At 40.8% G+C, this 17,446-nt stretch carries 10 protein-coding genes; 8 read left to right on the top strand and 2 right to left on the bottom strand.

What is annotated here, in order from left to right:
* Window position 1 precedes the first annotated feature (1 nt).
* Window positions 2-2,581 (top strand): OmpA family protein, encoded by a 2,580-nt coding sequence (locus tag H1A14_RS02820; RefSeq protein WP_194774669.1) that lies wholly within the window; start codon window positions 2-4, stop codon window positions 2,579-2,581.
* Between the two features lie 42 nt (window positions 2,582-2,623).
* Here H1A14_RS02820 and H1A14_RS02815 read toward each other — a convergent pair whose 3' ends face one another.
* Complete coding sequence (locus H1A14_RS02815) at window positions 2,624-3,811, bottom strand: glycosyltransferase (RefSeq protein ID WP_194774668.1); 1,188 nt, start codon at window positions 3,809-3,811, stop codon at window positions 2,624-2,626.
* Between the two features lie 430 nt (window positions 3,812-4,241).
* On the opposite strand from H1A14_RS02815, the gene H1A14_RS02810 reads away from it, so the two are divergent.
* Complete coding sequence (locus tag H1A14_RS02810) at window positions 4,242-5,114, top strand: TraB/GumN family protein (protein ID WP_194774667.1); 873 nt, start codon at window positions 4,242-4,244, stop codon at window positions 5,112-5,114.
* 106 nt (window positions 5,115-5,220) lie between these two features.
* Here H1A14_RS02810 and H1A14_RS02805 read toward each other — a convergent pair whose 3' ends face one another.
* Window positions 5,221-6,462 carry a PQQ-dependent sugar dehydrogenase gene (locus H1A14_RS02805; protein WP_194774666.1) on the bottom strand — a complete coding sequence of 414 codons (1,242 nt, stop codon included), beginning with the start codon at window positions 6,460-6,462 and terminating at the stop codon, window positions 5,221-5,223.
* A gap of 292 nt (window positions 6,463-6,754) precedes the next feature.
* On the opposite strand from H1A14_RS02805, the gene H1A14_RS02800 reads away from it, so the two are divergent.
* From H1A14_RS02800 to H1A14_RS02775, 6 genes are all read left to right on the top strand, one after another.
* Window positions 6,755-9,280, top strand: a complete 2,526-nt coding sequence (locus H1A14_RS02800) for a DEAD/DEAH box helicase (RefSeq protein ID WP_194774665.1) — start codon at window positions 6,755-6,757, stop codon at window positions 9,278-9,280.
* Window positions 9,281-9,370: 90 nt separating this feature from the next.
* Entirely contained in the window at window positions 9,371-10,273 is a 903-nt protein-coding gene (locus H1A14_RS02795; protein WP_194774664.1) for a hypothetical protein, read from the top strand.
* Between the two features lie 73 nt (window positions 10,274-10,346).
* Window positions 10,347-10,880 (top strand): hypothetical protein, encoded by a 534-nt coding sequence (locus H1A14_RS02790; protein ID WP_194774663.1) that lies wholly within the window; start codon window positions 10,347-10,349, stop codon window positions 10,878-10,880.
* A 26-nt stretch (window positions 10,881-10,906) separates the two neighbouring features.
* Entirely contained in the window at window positions 10,907-12,358 is a 1,452-nt protein-coding gene (locus H1A14_RS02785; protein ID WP_194774662.1) for an aldo/keto reductase, read from the top strand.
* Between the two features lie 427 nt (window positions 12,359-12,785).
* Complete coding sequence (locus tag H1A14_RS02780; protein WP_194774661.1) at window positions 12,786-13,658, top strand: ABC transporter ATP-binding protein; 873 nt, start codon at window positions 12,786-12,788, stop codon at window positions 13,656-13,658.
* A gap of 20 nt (window positions 13,659-13,678) precedes the next feature.
* A complete protein-coding gene (locus tag H1A14_RS02775) occupies window positions 13,679-17,257 on the top strand; it encodes an ABC transporter permease/M1 family aminopeptidase (RefSeq protein WP_194774660.1) in 3,579 nt (1,192 codons plus the stop codon).
* The last annotated feature ends 189 nt before the right edge of the window (window positions 17,258-17,446 follow it).

Raw genomic sequence — 17,446 nt, 5'->3', positions numbered from 1 at the left:
CATGAGGCAGATCATCATCCTTTTTCTCCTATTTATTCCCTTGATGGAAAGTCAAGCTCAGCTTTACCCATACAAATGGAGAATAGGCGGCAGTGCAGGCTTTACCAATTACCATGGAGACCTGAGTCCATATGGTTCCCATAATTGGAGAAGTTTCACCAAATCATTTAACTACAATGAAAATTACACCGATAGACTGTCTTATCAAGTCTACCTTGAAAGAAGATTAAATAAATCCATTGGATTGATGCTTTCCGTTGGGCAATATCAGTTTGCGATGAGTGACCGGTATGTTCAACCTAATGGCCAATTGATGGTTAATGCACCAAACTTTGACCGATCTCTGAATTTCAGAACAGAAGTGAGGGATATTGGGCTATCGCTGGTTTTTAAACCTGACAATAACAAAATCCTAAGTGCCACTTCATTTATTGCCCCTTATTTCACATTAGGTTTTGGATACCTAGATTTTGATGTAAATGGCGATTTGTTTGATGACGCAGGGCTTCCTTATGATTATTCCTTGCCTGGTATCATCAACAATGGCAATTATGAAACCAATCTTCCCCCTCTCCTTACAGAACGTGATGAAGGCTATGATCTTGAGTCTTTCTACACTTCATTTGGTTTAGGTATCCGGTTTAGGCTAAGTTCAAGATTTGAGCTTTTTGCTCAAAGTGATTTCAAATATGCCTTCACTGACTTCCTGGATGATGTCAGTGGAAACTACAGACAAAACTATGACAATGAATTGCAGGCCTACGCTTCCAAGCCGGGACCTAATGTGGTAGACCCATCCAATCCCATTCGGGGCGACGGAAGAAATAGGAATGATTGGTACATCTTCCATGGTTTTGGCATTCGGGTAAGTTTGGGAAAGGAAAAATTCCTTTTTCAGGCACCAAAGATCTTGCCTAACTACAGCATCAGTCAGACTTCCAAATCTGAAAAAATAAGTCCGCCCATTATATCAGATAGTTCTCAGGAAAATCAGGAATTAAAAGAAGAAACAATATCCGTCCCACCACAAAGGCCTGCCCAAACTATCCAAAACTATTATTTTACTTGGATAAATACCCAGGATCAATTTCCTCAGGATTCTTTAATGAAAAACATGGCCATTATAGGATTGGATCAAGAAATTCTCCACAATAGATACAAAAAAGGCTTGGTAAAGGAAGAACGAAACAAGATATATACGCAATTGGATTCAATCGATCAATTGGCATCTCAGTGGAGGCTTGATACCACTTTAACCAGAAATACTTTAAATCGAAGGCTGGACCAATACCAAAGCGATAGATTCGGCTACCAATTTTCCCTTGACAGCCTGAGGCAAGCCGATAGCCGATTGGATGATGATATCCTAAACCTAGAACAACAAAAGCGCTTAAGGCAAAGTCAATACATTGGCATCAAAAATTACTCAAAAAGGGACAGTGTTTATTACTGGAAACAGATGATGGCCATTCCAGATCAGCTGGACCAATCACTGAGCCAAATCCAAAGAACAGGATACGCTTATGCACCGATCACTGATGAAATGAGTGATAGGCAAACTGCTACCGGCATTCAGGAAAATTGGGAATCACCTTCCTATGAAAAAAGCTTTGACAACTTCCGTATGGAGATTCAGGAAGAACAAGCAAAAAGAGATTCCATGTTAATGAGGAGCTTTACCAACCAGGAAAGCTTAGAAGCATATCTTAGATCAATTGAGGAAAGACCGGCCACACAGTTTGTACCGGTGGAATCTCAATCCAGAAGAAGGCAGGATAGAGTTCAGACCAGCCAAAGGTCTAGAATAACTGTGGAAGATGAAAGGCAGGGAGAATCTGAAAGGCAAAACAGAGCGCTTAGAAATGCGGCATTGATCGGAGGTGGCGTAGTAGCAGGGGCAGCCTTAAGCGGCGGAGATAGTGATCAACAAAACCAACCTCAGTACCAACAGGGAGTTGGGGCTCCTGTAACTACGATTGATCAATCGGCATTGGCAGACAGTACACAAATCAACCAAGATACTACCCTTATGCTTAATGAGGATAGCACAACAATAATGCCTCCTATAGGTCTGACAGAAGCGGAAACCGGCTCAAATACCTATCAGGACAGTTTATCTCAGCCTCCTGCTTTAATGCCTGACCCAATCAATCCCAATTCTGAAATTTCAAAAATAGGTGATCAGCAAACCACAAATCAAATGCCTAGACAAATGGCGATGATGAGTCCAAGTGCTGTTGGGTTGCCTGTCACACGTACCAATGTGTATTTTGAAGTCAACCAATCCACCTTAAATGCCGCAGAAAAAGAGAAACTGGTTGATTTGGCTTACCTCTTGGATGCACAAGAGGACATGAAGATTGAATTGGTTGGATTTGCCGACAATACTGGAAATGTCAACTATAATTTAAATTTAATCGAGATCAGGATTGCTCATGTAAGGGAGGTTTTGATCAATGAAATGGGTGTACAGGAAGATAGAATTGTCACCAAATCTGGAGGGGTAGTTGTACGGGGTGCACAAAGGACCGGAAGTGAACAGGATAGAAGGGTGGAGGTGAGACTGACGACACCTAATTGATCAAAGGATATACAATCGGAATTACATGCTAAGCGTTTATAATCAGTTAAATTGTAATAACTTCTTGATTTGCTCTTTTAAGGCACCTAAAGTGTACTCATTTATCGCAATTTGGTAAGCACTCTCGATTTTGTCTGAAAAATCTTCTGGACTTTTCTGTACTTTAATAATTTCGGAAATCAGTTCTTCAAAGTCTGGTTTTTCCACAAAATGTTTGTCTCTAAGAAAATTTGATTTTGTAATCGCTCCAGAAATAGCGAAAATGGCCGTTTTTGAAATAGCTGCTTCAACCACTTTCAGTTTGAAGCCTCCACCAAGTCTTTCCGGAACAATGGCAATGCCACATTCTTCATAATATGGTTCCAAACTCGGTACTGCACCGGTCATAAAAACTCCTTGATATTTGTTGTTCACCCAATTGACAAACTTGGGATCCGCTTTTCCTGCTATCACTAGCTGTATACCATTGGCATCCAAATCTTTAAAATTGGAAGCATTTAAAAACATCAATAGATTTTCCTTCTTCGGTGGCCAATCAAAACTTCCTCCGATAATTAATTTATTGAATTTTTTCTTCGACATATCCAATACTTTACTCTTGGGTTTCACCACAGGTCTAAAAATTCCTACTTTTTCAATCCCATAAGCTTCTTCGAAGTACTGTGCATCATGTTCTGAAATGGCCGTAACCGCATCAAAATGAGCCAAATGTTTTCTCTCATACCATTTGGTTTTGATAGAATCCTGCCAGTATAAGGCTTTCTTCCAAATTGATTTGTTGTATTTGGCAAGATTAAAACTTAACAAATATTCTACATTATGCGATATGTAAATCAGTTTTGAAAAAGGTTTAGCATCCAAAAGCACCGAGAGTGTAAAAAGCATTTTTTGGTGGTTGACAAAAATAAAATCATACTTTTGATTCTTTATCATGTCACTCAATTGACCATTGAATTGTTTGGATATTCTATTGACTACCATCCCCGGATAGTGTGAAAAAATAAAGTGAATGGGATGCTTTTGTCTGAATTCTACCACCTCGGTTTTGTTGAATTTTTCAGCATCTATTGAATTGATAAGCTTTTCTTTTTCATTTGAATCATAATAAATGATATCAAGTTCAAACTCCAAGGATATCAATCCCTCCAAAATATTACAGGTGTATATGCTGTCTCCCGAATTTTTTGTGAAAGGATTTTCGTAAGTGACAAATAAAACCTTCTTGCTCATAAACTATATTGATTTGCTGAAAAATGACACAAAATGAACCAAAACAAAATCAAACATAAAATTCTGCACTTGATTCCGTAGAAACAACTCCCTAAATTAAAAACAAAATGACTTCATTATAACCAAAGAAATAAATTCAACCGCAATTTTATGAAAAAATCACAAGTAAACTCCAATTAAAATTAAAACAGTTAAAAATTCGTGTTGTTTTTAAATTTTAGGAGATGATAACGATTACCTAAGTTAAAGGAGCTTTAGAAAATTCATGTATAGTATAGGTTTGTTTAATTTGGCTATGGATCAGATGCTATTCAAATCAGAATATGCAATCATCCTTTAATTAGTGCAATACTGTATTTAAATTCAAATTTGAAATTTTTTCAGCGTAATTTTAAACCACCTTAAAATCACAAATTAACTTTTACCGATTATGAAAAAACACATGTTAAAATCCATTATGGCAGGATTGCTTTTGGTCATTTCTGTTTCACATACACATGCTCAAGAACAACATGCCTCTTCCCTACTATGGAAAATTACCGGAAATGGACTGGAATCACCTTCCTATCTATTCGGAACTATTCATGTAATCTGTAAGGATCAGTTTATCATGGATGAAAGGATTACAGAGGCTTTGGAATCATCAGAGAAACTTGCCATGGAGCTGGATATGAGTGATCCTAATCTGGTACAGGAGATGCAGATGGTATCTTTCAATCCTGACATGCAAAACATCCAAGAGGAATTTGAGCCGGAACATCGAGAAGCAGTCAACAAATTCCTCTCTGAATCTTACGGTGCAGGGCTAGATCAAATGGGTGTCTTAAAACCCTTTGTGCTATCGTCCATGATCCTTATGAAACAATTGCCATGTGCTGATCAAAGCAGCTATGAGATGTATTTTGTGGAAAAAGCAAAAAACATGGAAATGCCTGTGGTCGGATTGGAAACCATTCAATTTCAGGTGGGTATTTTTGATGAAATCCCCCAAAAACTACAAATTGATGAACTTGGCAAAATGGTCACCAACCAAGATTCCATGAAAGAATTCGAGAGAATGGTCACGAATTATACCTCAGAAAACCTGGATGAACTCTACCAAGTGATTGCTGAGAATGACCTTTTCAAAGAATATGGGGATCTATTGCTTACCAAAAGAAATGAAAACTGGATATCGAAAATCCAAACCCTCATCCATGATCAGCCTACTTTTATTGCAGTGGGTGCAGGTCACCTCCCAGCAGAAGATGGCGTAATCCAATTGCTGAGAACCGCAGGATACGCCGTTGAAGCAGTGCGATAAGATAAAAATCCTTTGAAAATTCCCGAAGGTGGTAAAGATGATAAGTTTTGTAATGTTGAAAAAATCCATCAAACAACTTCTCAAAGATGTTTGATGGACTTTTCTTTTATTCAATTGCCTCAATTCTATAAAGTCCCCCATCCGAATGGTCGGTGACCAGATAAAGGTGACCGTCAGGTCCCATCCTAACATCCCTGATCCTTCCGATTTCCTCTTTCAATAGAATTTCATCATGGACCACTTCCCCATTTTCTATGACCAGACGGTGAAGTTGTTCCTTGAGCAAGGATCCTGCAAATAAATTTCCTTCCCAAGCTGTAATTTCGCCCTGATGATAAAACGCCAAACCTGAAGGGGCCATGGATTCCTCCCAGACGTACTTGGGTTTTTCCACTCCAGGCGCTTCTTTACCTACTCCGATTTTTGCTTTGGTATCATACTCTACTCCATAGGCGACTTGAGGCCATCCATAATTTTTTCCTTTTTGAATCAAATGGACCAGATCTCCCCCAAAAGGGCCATGTTCCGTACTCCAGATATCTCCTGTATTGGGGTCAATCGCCAGCCCCTGATTGTTTCTATGGCCAAAAGAGAAAATTTCAGGCCTAAGGTTTCCGGGGGCCATTTCGACAAAAGGATTGTCCATGGGAACGCCTCCGGCCTCTTTCAACCGAATGATAGATCCCCCTGGATCAGTGAGGTCTTGAGAGGGATACCGGATCCCTCTGTCTCCTATTGAAAACAAAACATTTCCATCACCTGGAAATACAATTCTGGATCCGTAATGCCTGCCGGGTTCAGTTCTGGGAATCTGCGTATACAATACCTCCAAATCATCCAGCCCATCTCCTGCATCATTGATTTTGGCACGGGCTAAGGCTGTACCAGTAGCATATTCCTCATCTCCAAAATTGGAATCATCGTCACCGGGACTGGTATAGGTAAAATAGATCCAGCTGTTGGACCCATATTCAGGATGGGGTACCACATCCATTAAGCCACCCTGATTGCCACCTTGAGGTGCAGATTTCTCATCTTCTTCCACGTCACTTTCTGGAAGACCTTCCAATGAAGTTATCTTGTCTCCATCTATCAGCAGCAACCTGCCGGGTCTTTCGGTCAATATCATTTTTCCATCCTCCAGAAAATTGATTGCCCACGGATGTTCCAAGCCCTCCACCATTTTGATAACCCTGAATCTGGTGGTTTCACTCTCTACATCAGTGAGCACCGTCTCATTGACTATTTTTTGTGCATTTATTTGGGGACTTGATAAAAACAACAAGAGGCCCATGCCAAGGGAAAGTAGTTTTACTTTCCAACAGATTGAATTTTGGTATTTGTTCATGTTGATCTTTGGTTTAGTAGATTAAATGTATTGAATACATATTTTTTATAAAAAAGCAATAATTCAATATAAATAAATAATAATTACTAAAATTACATATTTTATTGATTTATTTCAAATTAAAGACAATTTTAATAATTTGGAAATAACTTTTTAAATCCAATTTTTAACGTGAACCATGATTTTGAAGACGGCTAAAACAAGTCATGAAAGTTTAAAAATGTCGCGTTTGCAATAGACAAAAAGGTAGAAATATAATAAGTTTAAGTTCCAATCCTACATTCAATCCTTTATGAAAAGTAAAACCAAAAAGTCCTCAAAATCCCTTTCAAAATCGAAGAAAACAGCCATACCTTATCACAGGAAACCGGATCACCTTAGTTTGGATGAATGGCAGATAGGATTGCGTCGACAATTTGCCGGCCTTCAGGAATTTAAAATCAGTAACCTTGGTCCAGACCCTGTTTTTTCAGACTACTCAGTTTACAATCCTCAGACCAACAACACCTATAAAGTGGCCATTAGAAGCAACTCTGAGGAAATAGCATCGGGTAAAAACTTCAATTTCTGTAACTGCTATGATTTCAAAACAAACGGGCTTGGTACTTGTAAACACATTGAAGCCGTTGTCAATCAAATTCTGAATAAAAAATCAACCCAATCTTTGTTTAGAAAGGGAAATTTCCAACCAACCTACAGTTCGGTTTACTTGGATTATGGGTCTATTGAAAGAAAAGTCAAACTTAGGATAGGAACTGAAGGAACCAGAAGACTAAAAACTCTTTCGAAAAAATACTTCTCAGAAGGTGGAACCATCAAGTCCACGGCATTTAACAAATTTGAGGAGTTCTTCATTGAAGCCAAAAACATACATCCCTCCTTCCGTTGCTACGAGGATGCCCTGACCTTTATATTTGAGGTGAGGGACAAAAACAAAAGAAAAGCATGGATCTGGAAAAATCAAAAAGGCCTGGACAACGGTCTTTTATCCAGTTACATAAAAGCAGAACTTCATCCCTATCAAAAGAAAGGAGTTGCTTTTGCAGTTCAGTCCGGTAGGGCTTTGATTGCAGATGAAATGGGTTTGGGCAAAACCCTTCAGGCCATTGCTGCTGCCGAAGTCCTAAAAAAAGAATTCGGTATCCAAAAAGTACTGATTGTATGCCCCACTTCTCTCAAATACCAGTGGAAATCTGAAATCGAAAAATTCACGGACAGTCCCGCACATGTCATAGAAGGATTAAAGCTGAAAAGGGAACCCCAATATGCCGATGATAATAATTTCTACAAAATTGTTGGGCACCATACTGTGGGCAATGACCTGGATGTCATCAATACCACCGGATTTGACCTGATCATCCTGGATGAAGCACAAAGGATCAAAAACTGGAAAGCAAAGATTTCACAAAACATCAAAAAACTGAAATCAGAATATGCGATAGTGCTTACAGGAACTCCATTGGAGAACAAATTGGAAGAACTGTATTCTGTGGTTCAATTCATCAATCCTTTCAGATTAGGGGCTTTATACAGGTTCCTGCACAACCATCAGATTACCGAAACGGAAACAAGCAAGGTTATCGGTTATAAAGACCTGAACAAAGTAGGGGACATACTTTCGGATATCCTGATCCGCCGGACCAAGAAAATGGTGCTCCGGCAATTACCGGACAGACAGGACAAAAACCTCTTTGTAACCATGACTGACAAGCAGAGAGAAGTTCACAATGAATGCTATGAGACTGTCTGCCGCCTCGTCAACAAATGGAGGAGGATGGGTTTCCTCCCTGAAAAAGACCGACAAAAACTTATGATCAACCTCAACATGATGAGGATGGTCTGCAACAGTACTTTTATTCTCGATCAACAGACTAGGCATGACACCAAAATAGCCGAACTGATGGGAATACTGGAAGAAATTTTTCAGATGGAAGGTGAAAAAGTGGTGATTTTCAGCCAATGGGAAAGGATGACCAGGTTGGTAGCCCGAGAACTTGATGAATTGGGCATCAAATATGAAAATCTCCATGGGGGTGTCCAATCCAAAGACAGAAAATCTCTTTTGGACAATTTTCTCAAAGATCCGGAATGCAAGGTTTTTCTGAGTACAGACGCCGGAGGCGTAGGTCTGAACCTGCAATCAGCCGCCTATTTGATCAACCTCGATATTCCCTGGAATCCAGCTGTTTTGGAACAAAGGATTGCGAGAATTTACAGGATGGGTCAAAAGAAAAAAGTCAATATCATCAATTTGGTTTCCATGGACAGTATAGAGCACCGGATGTTGGATGTGTTGAAGTTCAAATCTTCCATGGCCGAAGGGGTTTTGGATGCCGGGGATGACACTATTCTGATGCAGGAGGACAGGTTCAAGCAGTTCATGAACAGCATGGAAACCATGGTCGATGAAAAGCCAAATTTCACAGAAGCATCGGTACCCGAAACAGATTTTGAGGAAAGGAATGATGAACCCTATCAATCCCCTTCATCTTCTGATAAAAAAGAATTGGACCAAAACTTACAGCTGGGCCTTTTTGATACAGATATTCCAGAAAAACCAATTCCAAAATCTGAGCCCAAAGCCACTCAAAAAACTGAATCAACAGGCATGGAATGGGTCAGTCAGCTTGCGGAAGTTCTGGGAAATCCTGACCGAACCAAAGCAATGGTAAATACCCTGACGGAAAAAGATCCAAAAACCGGAAAGACTTTTCTCAAATTGCCAGTAGAAAACGAGCAAGTGGTAGAAGATGTGCTAAAAGGAATAGGACAGCTGTTTCAAGCCATTGATTGGGATAAGTTTGGGAAGAAAGATTAGAATTAAGCTGTTATAGGTAATCAATGTTAAAAGTGATTATGGAATCTGGATTGAATAACTCACAATAATTGATTATTTTTAATGACCTCCATGAAAACCTCAAACTGCCACATACTACTTGCATGCGTCCTTATTTTGATTTCAGCCTGCAACCTAACTGAAAATACGGACGACTTGGGTAATTTGGAAGAGTTTCAAATTGTTAGAAACGGTGAATTAATTTTGGATTTAACTGATATTGATTTTTATGATTTTTCTTCCCATATCCTATACCTGAATGAAAACAACAGGCTAAATGGTGATTTTGAAAAGCTGCATGGATCGGTGGTAGTGGTCGACGGGCAAGAAATATATCCATTGAAAATTCAGGATCTGACCAGCTCAAACATACAAACTGGACCTCAGATCTACAGGATGATGGATATGTTCGGTGATTTTGCATTTAGGATCCGTTTTATTTCATTTGAAGATGGAGCTACCCATGTACCCAATGACCCACGGAAAGATGTCAGGATAAGGAGTGTTTTCAAAAAACACCAAAAATTAAGGGAAGGGCTGTCTTTGGAAATTCTTTCGGTATCCAAAACAGGGACTGAAATCAACACGGTCCTTAGCCTTAAAAACCTAGATCCTTTTCCCTATTACCATTTAGATCCCAGTAAAATGGGAAAGGGTCTTTTTCATTATTTCACCAATGGACTCACATTTTATAATCCCCTGAGTCCTCAATATGTCTATGATAAAAATATAAGGGAAAGTCCTGAACCTTGGGATTATTGGACAAAAGACTGGCTGTCTGAAATTAAAGGGAATCAATCAAAGACACTTGAATTTACCTACAACCTTGGCCCTGTCCCATCCGGAAGTGAACTGAAGTTTACCTTTGATTTCCCTTCTCTTGAACGCAGTTTAAAGGTAAGAAGTGACCTTGACATGGGTAATGGAAAGATTTGGCTCGGAAACGTCACCGGAGAGAAAGAGCAGGTATTTTGATTTACGGGTTTACAGAAATTGTCCTTTCATTCAATATTCTGTAAATTGAAATCTCCAATAACTTCCCTACCCCATGGAAAATGTCAGAGAGCTTGAAGGTATTTCCTATTTAAAAATCACGGGCTTGATTTTAGTGGTTGCTGCTTCTTTTCCATTTTTTGTTCATTTGATTCCACCACATAATGGCTACCCTGTAGGGGCTTATCTCCTCCCCATGTTTTATATTCCATTCATTGCTCTTTTTATTTACAATTGGAAGGTTGCTCTACCTGTCGCCATCCTCGCCCCCATCCTCAATTTTATGTTAACAGGTAACCCGCAATGGGGATTTTTACTGGTACTGACCACTGAATTGGTCTTGTTTACGGGAATCGCTTTTATTCTGCTCAAGCATAATGTCTTAAAGTGGACAGCAGCTCCCCTAGGTTACATCGGTGCAAAGGTGATTTCAACAATGTTACTTTTTGTCTTCCCCCTTATGCTCGTTGCTCCTTTGGAATTTTTCTTCGGTTCCTTGGCAAGGGCATTGCCTGGCATCGGGATTTTGTTGTTGTTGAATTTCATGCTGCTAAAATATAGGCCTCCATACTGGATGTCCTCAAAATAGACCACAATCCAAAGACCCAAAGCATCATGTCAAGCAAGCAACCACTTTCCCTGAAAACCATCCAACAAAGACTGAACAGCTACCCGATTCCTGGAACTGATTTGGTCATTGGGATAGGAAGAGGAGGTACCATACCGGCAAAAATGGTAGCGGAAAAAATGGGTCGCAAGCTATATATCATTGATGTCAACTACCGCGACGATGAAAACATCCCCCAAAGGGAGTTGCCTGAAGTTTTGGTTAGTTTGGAAATTCCGATAGAAAAAGGTTCAAAAATCTTGTTGGTAGATGATGTATCGGTCACCGGGAAAACATTAGAAACTGTCAAAGAAAGGCTGGAGGATTATAAAGTAACGACATTTGTATTTAAAGGTAAAGCAGACCATGTCCTATTTCCTGAAATCAATACCTGTGTGGAATGGCCATGGAAGATGCAGAAAAATGCCATTCAGGAAGACCAAAAAGATAGAAGGTCTTTTTTAAAATCCCTGGCAAGCTTGACTGCTGGATTAATGCTCCCGATAACCGGAAAATCATTGACTGATGGTTTTGGTAACATTCTTTCTAACACCAACACAGTTGAAAAAGACCGATTGGGAAATCTTTTGCCTAAAAGGAAATTTGGAAATACAGGAACTTCGGTCACTATGTTGGGTATGGGTGGAGCGCATATTGCTAGAATGAGCGAAAAAGAAGCCCAAAAGACCATTGAAACAGCTTTGGAAGGCGGGGTTAGGTTTTTTGACAATGCCGAATCGTATGGGGGTGGATTGTCCGAAAAGCGGTACGGCATGTTCCTTACCCCCAAATACAGGGACATCGCATTTTTACAAAGCAAAACCACCGCTAGAGATGGTAAAACAGCAAGAGAACATCTTGAGGGCAGCTTAAAAAGAATGAACACCGATTACCTTGACCTTTGGTTTATCCATGCGGTCAGCAGTCCTTCAGATGTGGACAGCAGAATCAAAAACGGCGTGCTCGATGTGGTATTGGAGGCCCAGAAAAGCGGTAAGGTAAAATATGTTGGATTCTCCGGCCATTCGGATTACAAAGCCCACCTGAGGATGTTGGAAAGCACAGATGCTTTACAAGTCTGTCAGATGCCTATCAATGCTTTTGATCCGAATTACAAAAGTTTTATCACCAATGTATTGCCCAAACTTTCAGCAAAAGGGATGGCCCCCATCGCCATGAAGACTTTAGCCAATGGGGGATTTTTTGGAGGGACCTCCCATTTTAATCATGGTGACAAACCGAAAATTGTTCCCAATGCATTGACCGTAGAGGAAGCACTTTACTTTTCTTGGTCACTTCCGATCTCAGTACTTGTAACTGGCGCGGATCATGCAGAAATGCTACAGGAGAAAATTGATCTCGCCCTTAAATTCAAAGCTCTAGATGAAAAAAAGAGGATGGAATTGGTTGAAAAAGTAGCCGGGTTTGATGGAAGATTTGTAGAATATTATAAGGTTTAAGATCAAATAAACAGTCCCTTTTGCTTTGGGAACAATTCATTATTTTTTCTCCATACCTTAAAATTGGCCTTTAATAAATACTGGTCGCCATAGGCCATTCTTAAGATTTCCAAAGAAGCCTATAGTGGTTAAAAAACTGTTTTTCCTGTCTTTCAACCCGTACTTTTCTGCATAGGTGTATTTTCAAGGGGAAAATTTGTCTCCGATACTCAATTTAGGTCATCGAAAAAGAAAGAAAAGTAAAATGAGACAGCCCATATCCTAGACCTTGGCGATCAAAAAGTGTCCGCTATTATGACCGAATTCGGTCACTATTACAGTACGATCGGCCGAACTGTGCAGTCTGAAAGCATTTTGATTTTGGCATTATTATGGGCAAATTAAAAAATTGCATGAAGAATTTCACCTACCTAAATCATTAAATCCGATGAAATTATCCATTACCGACCTTAACAAACAATATGGCAACGGCGTCATTGCCCTCAATCAGGTGAGTCTGGAAATCGACAAGGGCATGTTTGGTCTTCTGGGCCCCAACGGTGCCGGTAAATCCTCCCTGATGCGTACTCTTGCCACGCTGCAGGAGGCCGATAGTGGCACTGCCTATTTGGGAGAAATCAATGTTCTACAGGACAAAGATGCCGTCCGCAAGGTTTTGGGCTACCTGCCTCAGGAATTTGGCGTTTACCCACGCACGTCAGCCACGGACTTGCTGCACCACCTTGCCATTCTTAAGGGATTTGACCAAACGAAAGAAAGAAAGGAAATGGTGGACTACCTTCTCCAAAAAGTCAACCTCTTCGAACACCGCAAGAAAGCGGTAAGCAGCTATTCGGGAGGTATGCGGCAGAGGTTTGGCATCGCACAATGCCTCATTGGAAGCCCCAAACTTGTCATTGTGGACGAACCAACCGCAGGCCTCGACCCGGGAGAAAGAAACCGCTTCTACAACATCCTTGCGGAAATCGGCGAACAGACCATCGTCATCTTATCCACCCACATTGTTCAGGATGTAAGAGAGCTCTGCACCAACATGGCCATCATGGACAAAGGTCAGGTACTTTATAAAGGCACCACGGATGAAGCGCTATATCAAATCAAAGGTAGAGTTTTTGAAAAGCGGGTCAATAAAGAGGACCTCCCCTACTACCAAAAGGAATTCCAGTTGATCAGCAATAAGTTGGTGGGAGGAAAACCGCAGATCCATGTGTTTTCAGAAGTCCCACTCAACAGTGGTTTTGTACAAGCGGAAGAAACCCTTGAAGATGTATTTTTCGCAAAATTGAATGCACTAGTCTAAAACCAAAAACCCTTAAAAAAATGTGGAAATTTATCAGACACGAATGGAATTATTGGTTGAAGGCACCCATGCTTTGGATCTTTTTGTTGATCATTACCCTACTGGTATTTGGTGCGGTTTCCTCTGATCAGGTACAGATTGGTGGAGGTGTGGGCAGTGTCTATAAAAATGCCCCTTCAGTCATCCAATCTTATTACGGTGTCATGTCCTTGATCGCTCTCCTGATGACCACCGCCTTTATGAATGCCACAGCCAACCGGGATTTCAGTACCGGCATGCATCAGTTTATTTTTACTTCGCCAATCAAAAAAAGAGATTATTTTTTCGGAAAATTCATCGGAGCATTTACCATTTCCATCATCCCTTTGTTGGGTGTTTCTCTTGGGGCTTTGATTGGCCCCTTGATGCCTTGGGTGCAGCCTGAGCGGTATGGGCCTGTCATTTGGGAAGGTCACCTTCAGGGCTTACTTTCTTTTGCCATTCCCAATACCCTGATTGCCGGAGTCATTTTATATTCGCTTGCGGTGGTTTTTAGAAGCAACATTGTATCCTTTGTTGGTGCCATGTTGATTCTGGTCTTTTATGTGGTCAGCCAGGGATTTACCGCTGACCTTGAAAAAGAATGGTTGGCCAACTTATTGGATCCATTTGGATTTCAGCCGCTCAGCACCCTATCCAAATACAAAACCATTGACGAAAAAAACCTGACGGCTACCGCGCTGGAGGGTCAGTTTCTGATGAACCGACTGGTATGGACAGGTTTGAGCCTTTTACTTTTATTGGTCATGTACACCCGATTTTCTTTCAATACCAAGAAAGAAAAGGTGAGCAAAAAACGCAGGAAGGTAGAAGAACTAGTAATACAGTCAATTCCAAAAGCAAAAAATTTCTCACTACCTGATAAGGTTGGATTTTCATGGGCTGCTTTTTGGCACATGATCGTTTTTGAAACCAAGGCCATCATCAAGAACCAAACCTTTATGATCATCGTCTTGATCGGTTTGATCAACCTGATCGCCAGCTTGACCAGCTTTACGGGCAACTACGGCACAGCCCGTTACCCTGTCACCTATGATGTGATTGATGCCATTAGAGGCTCATTTTATTTGTTTCTCATCGGTATCATCACCTTTTATTCAGGGGTCCTGGTGTGGAAAGAAAGGGATGCCAAAATCAATGAAATCCAGGATGCCACTCCGTCAAGAACAGGCATGCTTTTCACCTCCAAACTGATCGGGTTGCTGATCAGCTTGTTTGTGGTCTTGTGCTGTACCATTTTGGTGGGTATGATCGCCCAGACCTCTTATGGCTACACCCGCTATGAACTTCAGGTGTATGCCCAGTCTTTATTGGTATTGGATATGTTTCAGTTTGCTTACCTGGTGGTCATCGCTTTACTGTTTCACTACCTGATCAACAACCGCTATATTGCCTATTTTGCCTTTGTGGCCTTTATCATCCTGAATTCCTTCATTTGGTCTGTATTGGAACTCAACTCCAACATGCTGGAATTTGGAGGCACCCCTTTCGCCACTTATTCGGACATGAACGGATATGGGCCATTCATACCGGGTCTTGTATGGTTTAATCTTTACTGGACCTTCTTTTCTTTGATATTGTGTGTGGTTATCTACGCATTTTTTGTTCGTGGAAAAGAAACAGGCTTCAAAATAAGAAGCCGTTTTGCCCTTGACCGGATCAAACGGCAAAGTGGATTGTTGACTGTTTTTGGAGGTCTATTTATCCTTTGCGCAGGCTTTGTCTATTACAATACAGAAGTACTCAATACCTATTTGTCCCCCAAGGAGACTGAAAGGAGGCAAAAGGCCTATGAATTGGCTTACAAACAATATGAGGACATTGCTCAGCCGAGATGGATCAGCTTGGACTATGAAATAGACATCTTTCCATATGACAGGGATTTGATCACCCGAGTGAAAGGCGTGATAGTCAATAAATCGGGGGTCAGCATTCCGGCTTTTCATTTTACCCTGCCAACACTTCCGGATTCTTTGGAAATCAAAATCCCAGGAGCAAACTTAACCTTGGATGATGAAAAATTAAATTACCGCATCTACACCCTTGACAAGCCCATGCAAGCCGGGGACACGATGGCCATTGAAGTTACTTTCAGCAAAATCACCAAAGGATTTGAGAACAGTGTTTCATTTACCTCATTGACCCAGAACGGAACCTTTTTCAACAACTCCAACATTTTGCCGTCTTTTGGGTACAACAGAAATTACGAGATCTCAGACAAAAACAAAAGAGCCAAGATGGACCTTCCCAGAAGGGAAAGGCTTCCCAGACTGGATGAAAACAACCACAAAGCCCGCTCCAATACCTATATTTCAAACGATGCAGACTGGGTGGATGTCAACACCGTGATCAGTACGGCAAGTGACCAGATAGCGGTGGCCCCTGGTAGTCTGATTAGGGAATGGGAGGAAGATGGCCGTAGGTACTTTGAATACCAACTGGACAAAAGCTCCTTAAATTTCTACTCCTTTATTTCTGCCAGGTATGAGATAGCAAGAGAAAAATGGCAGGACATAGACCTAGAGGTTTATTACATCAAGGGGCATGAGTACAATGTTCCCAACATGCTCAGGAGTATGGAAAAATCCTTGGAATATTACACAGAAAATTTCGGACCCTACTACCACAAACAATGCCGCATTATTGAATTCCCAAGGTATTCATCATTTGCACAGGCCTTTCCAGGCACCATGCCCTACAGTGAAGGAATTGGATTTATTACAGACCTAAGGAACGTGACAGAAGATGACATTGACTTGGTATACTACGTGGTGGCACATGAAATGGGCCACCAATACTGGGCCCACCAATTGATCGGGGCTAGTATGCGCGGTACCGAAATGATGAGTGAAAGTTTCGCCCAGTACTCGGCCCTTATGGTCATGGAGAAAGAATATGGCCGTGACAAAATGAAAAAATTCCTCCGCTACGAAATGAACAGCTACCTGAATGGCAGAAGCGGGGAATTTGAAGCGGAAAGACCTATCATGGAAACCGAAAACCAAGGATACATCCATTATGCCAAGGGCTCTGTGGTGATGTATTACCTTAAAGAAATGATTGGCGAGGACCAAGTAAACCTTGCTTTACAAAAATTGATACAGGAACATGCCTATCAAGATCCCCTGTATCCTACTTCCATATCCGCGGTGGAGGCCTTCAGGGAAGTGACACCCGATAGTTTGCAATATCTGATCTCAGATCTTTTTGAAAACATCACCCTTTTTTCCAATCGGGTGATGGAAGCCACCTATGTTCAAAATGGGGAAACTTACGAAGTGACCTTGAAAACCTTCTCAGAGAAGTTCAGCGCAGATTCACTTGGCAAACAAAGTGAAATTCCCCTGAATGATTATGTAGACGTAGGCATATTTGCTCAAACTGATGCCAAGAAGGTATTGGGCAATCCTTTGGTTTACGAAAGAATCAAAATATCCCAGGCAGAAAATACCTTTACCTTCACTGTCAATGAAAAACCACATCAGGCGGGAATAGATCCATATAATTATTTGATTGACCGACTTCCTGAGGATAATGTAAAAAGGATATCAGAAGAATAATCATTCCGGTACCTTCAACCTGTATTGTGGTTTACCCACAGTACAGGTTGAAAGGTGCCTTTGGGTTTGCACAGCATACCAAGTAAAAAGCTTGACTTCTTTTTCTGTTAGAGAAAAAGAAAAATCATACTTAATAAGAGTAATTAGCACACTTTTTTAACCATGATTTTTACAAAAAATCATTACGAC

Origin of the sequence: Pararhodonellum marinum, assembly GCF_015354735.1 — a bacterium.
GTDB classification, from domain to species: domain Bacteria; phylum Bacteroidota; class Bacteroidia; order Cytophagales; family Cyclobacteriaceae; genus Pararhodonellum; species Pararhodonellum marinum.
The sequence above is the reverse complement of the archived record's forward strand: the minus strand, read 5'-3'. Positions and strand labels throughout refer to the sequence as shown.

Coding starts and splice junctions, on each gene's coding strand:
- H1A14_RS02820 (WP_194774669.1), top strand. CDS start 2: ATGAGGCAGATCATCATCCTTTTTCTCCTATTTATTCCCTTGATGGAA.
- H1A14_RS02815 (WP_194774668.1), bottom strand. CDS start 3,811: ATGAGCAAGAAGGTTTTATTTGTCACTTACGAAAATCCTTTCACAAAA.
- H1A14_RS02810 (WP_194774667.1), top strand. CDS start 4,242: ATGAAAAAACACATGTTAAAATCCATTATGGCAGGATTGCTTTTGGTC.
- H1A14_RS02805 (WP_194774666.1), bottom strand. CDS start 6,462: ATGAACAAATACCAAAATTCAATCTGTTGGAAAGTAAAACTACTTTCC.
- H1A14_RS02800 (WP_194774665.1), top strand. CDS start 6,755: ATGAAAAGTAAAACCAAAAAGTCCTCAAAATCCCTTTCAAAATCGAAG.
- H1A14_RS02795 (WP_194774664.1), top strand. CDS start 9,371: ATGAAAACCTCAAACTGCCACATACTACTTGCATGCGTCCTTATTTTG.
- H1A14_RS02790 (WP_194774663.1), top strand. CDS start 10,347: ATGGAAAATGTCAGAGAGCTTGAAGGTATTTCCTATTTAAAAATCACG.
- H1A14_RS02785 (WP_194774662.1), top strand. CDS start 10,907: ATGTCAAGCAAGCAACCACTTTCCCTGAAAACCATCCAACAAAGACTG.
- H1A14_RS02780 (WP_194774661.1), top strand. CDS start 12,786: ATGAAATTATCCATTACCGACCTTAACAAACAATATGGCAACGGCGTC.
- H1A14_RS02775 (WP_194774660.1), top strand. CDS start 13,679: ATGTGGAAATTTATCAGACACGAATGGAATTATTGGTTGAAGGCACCC.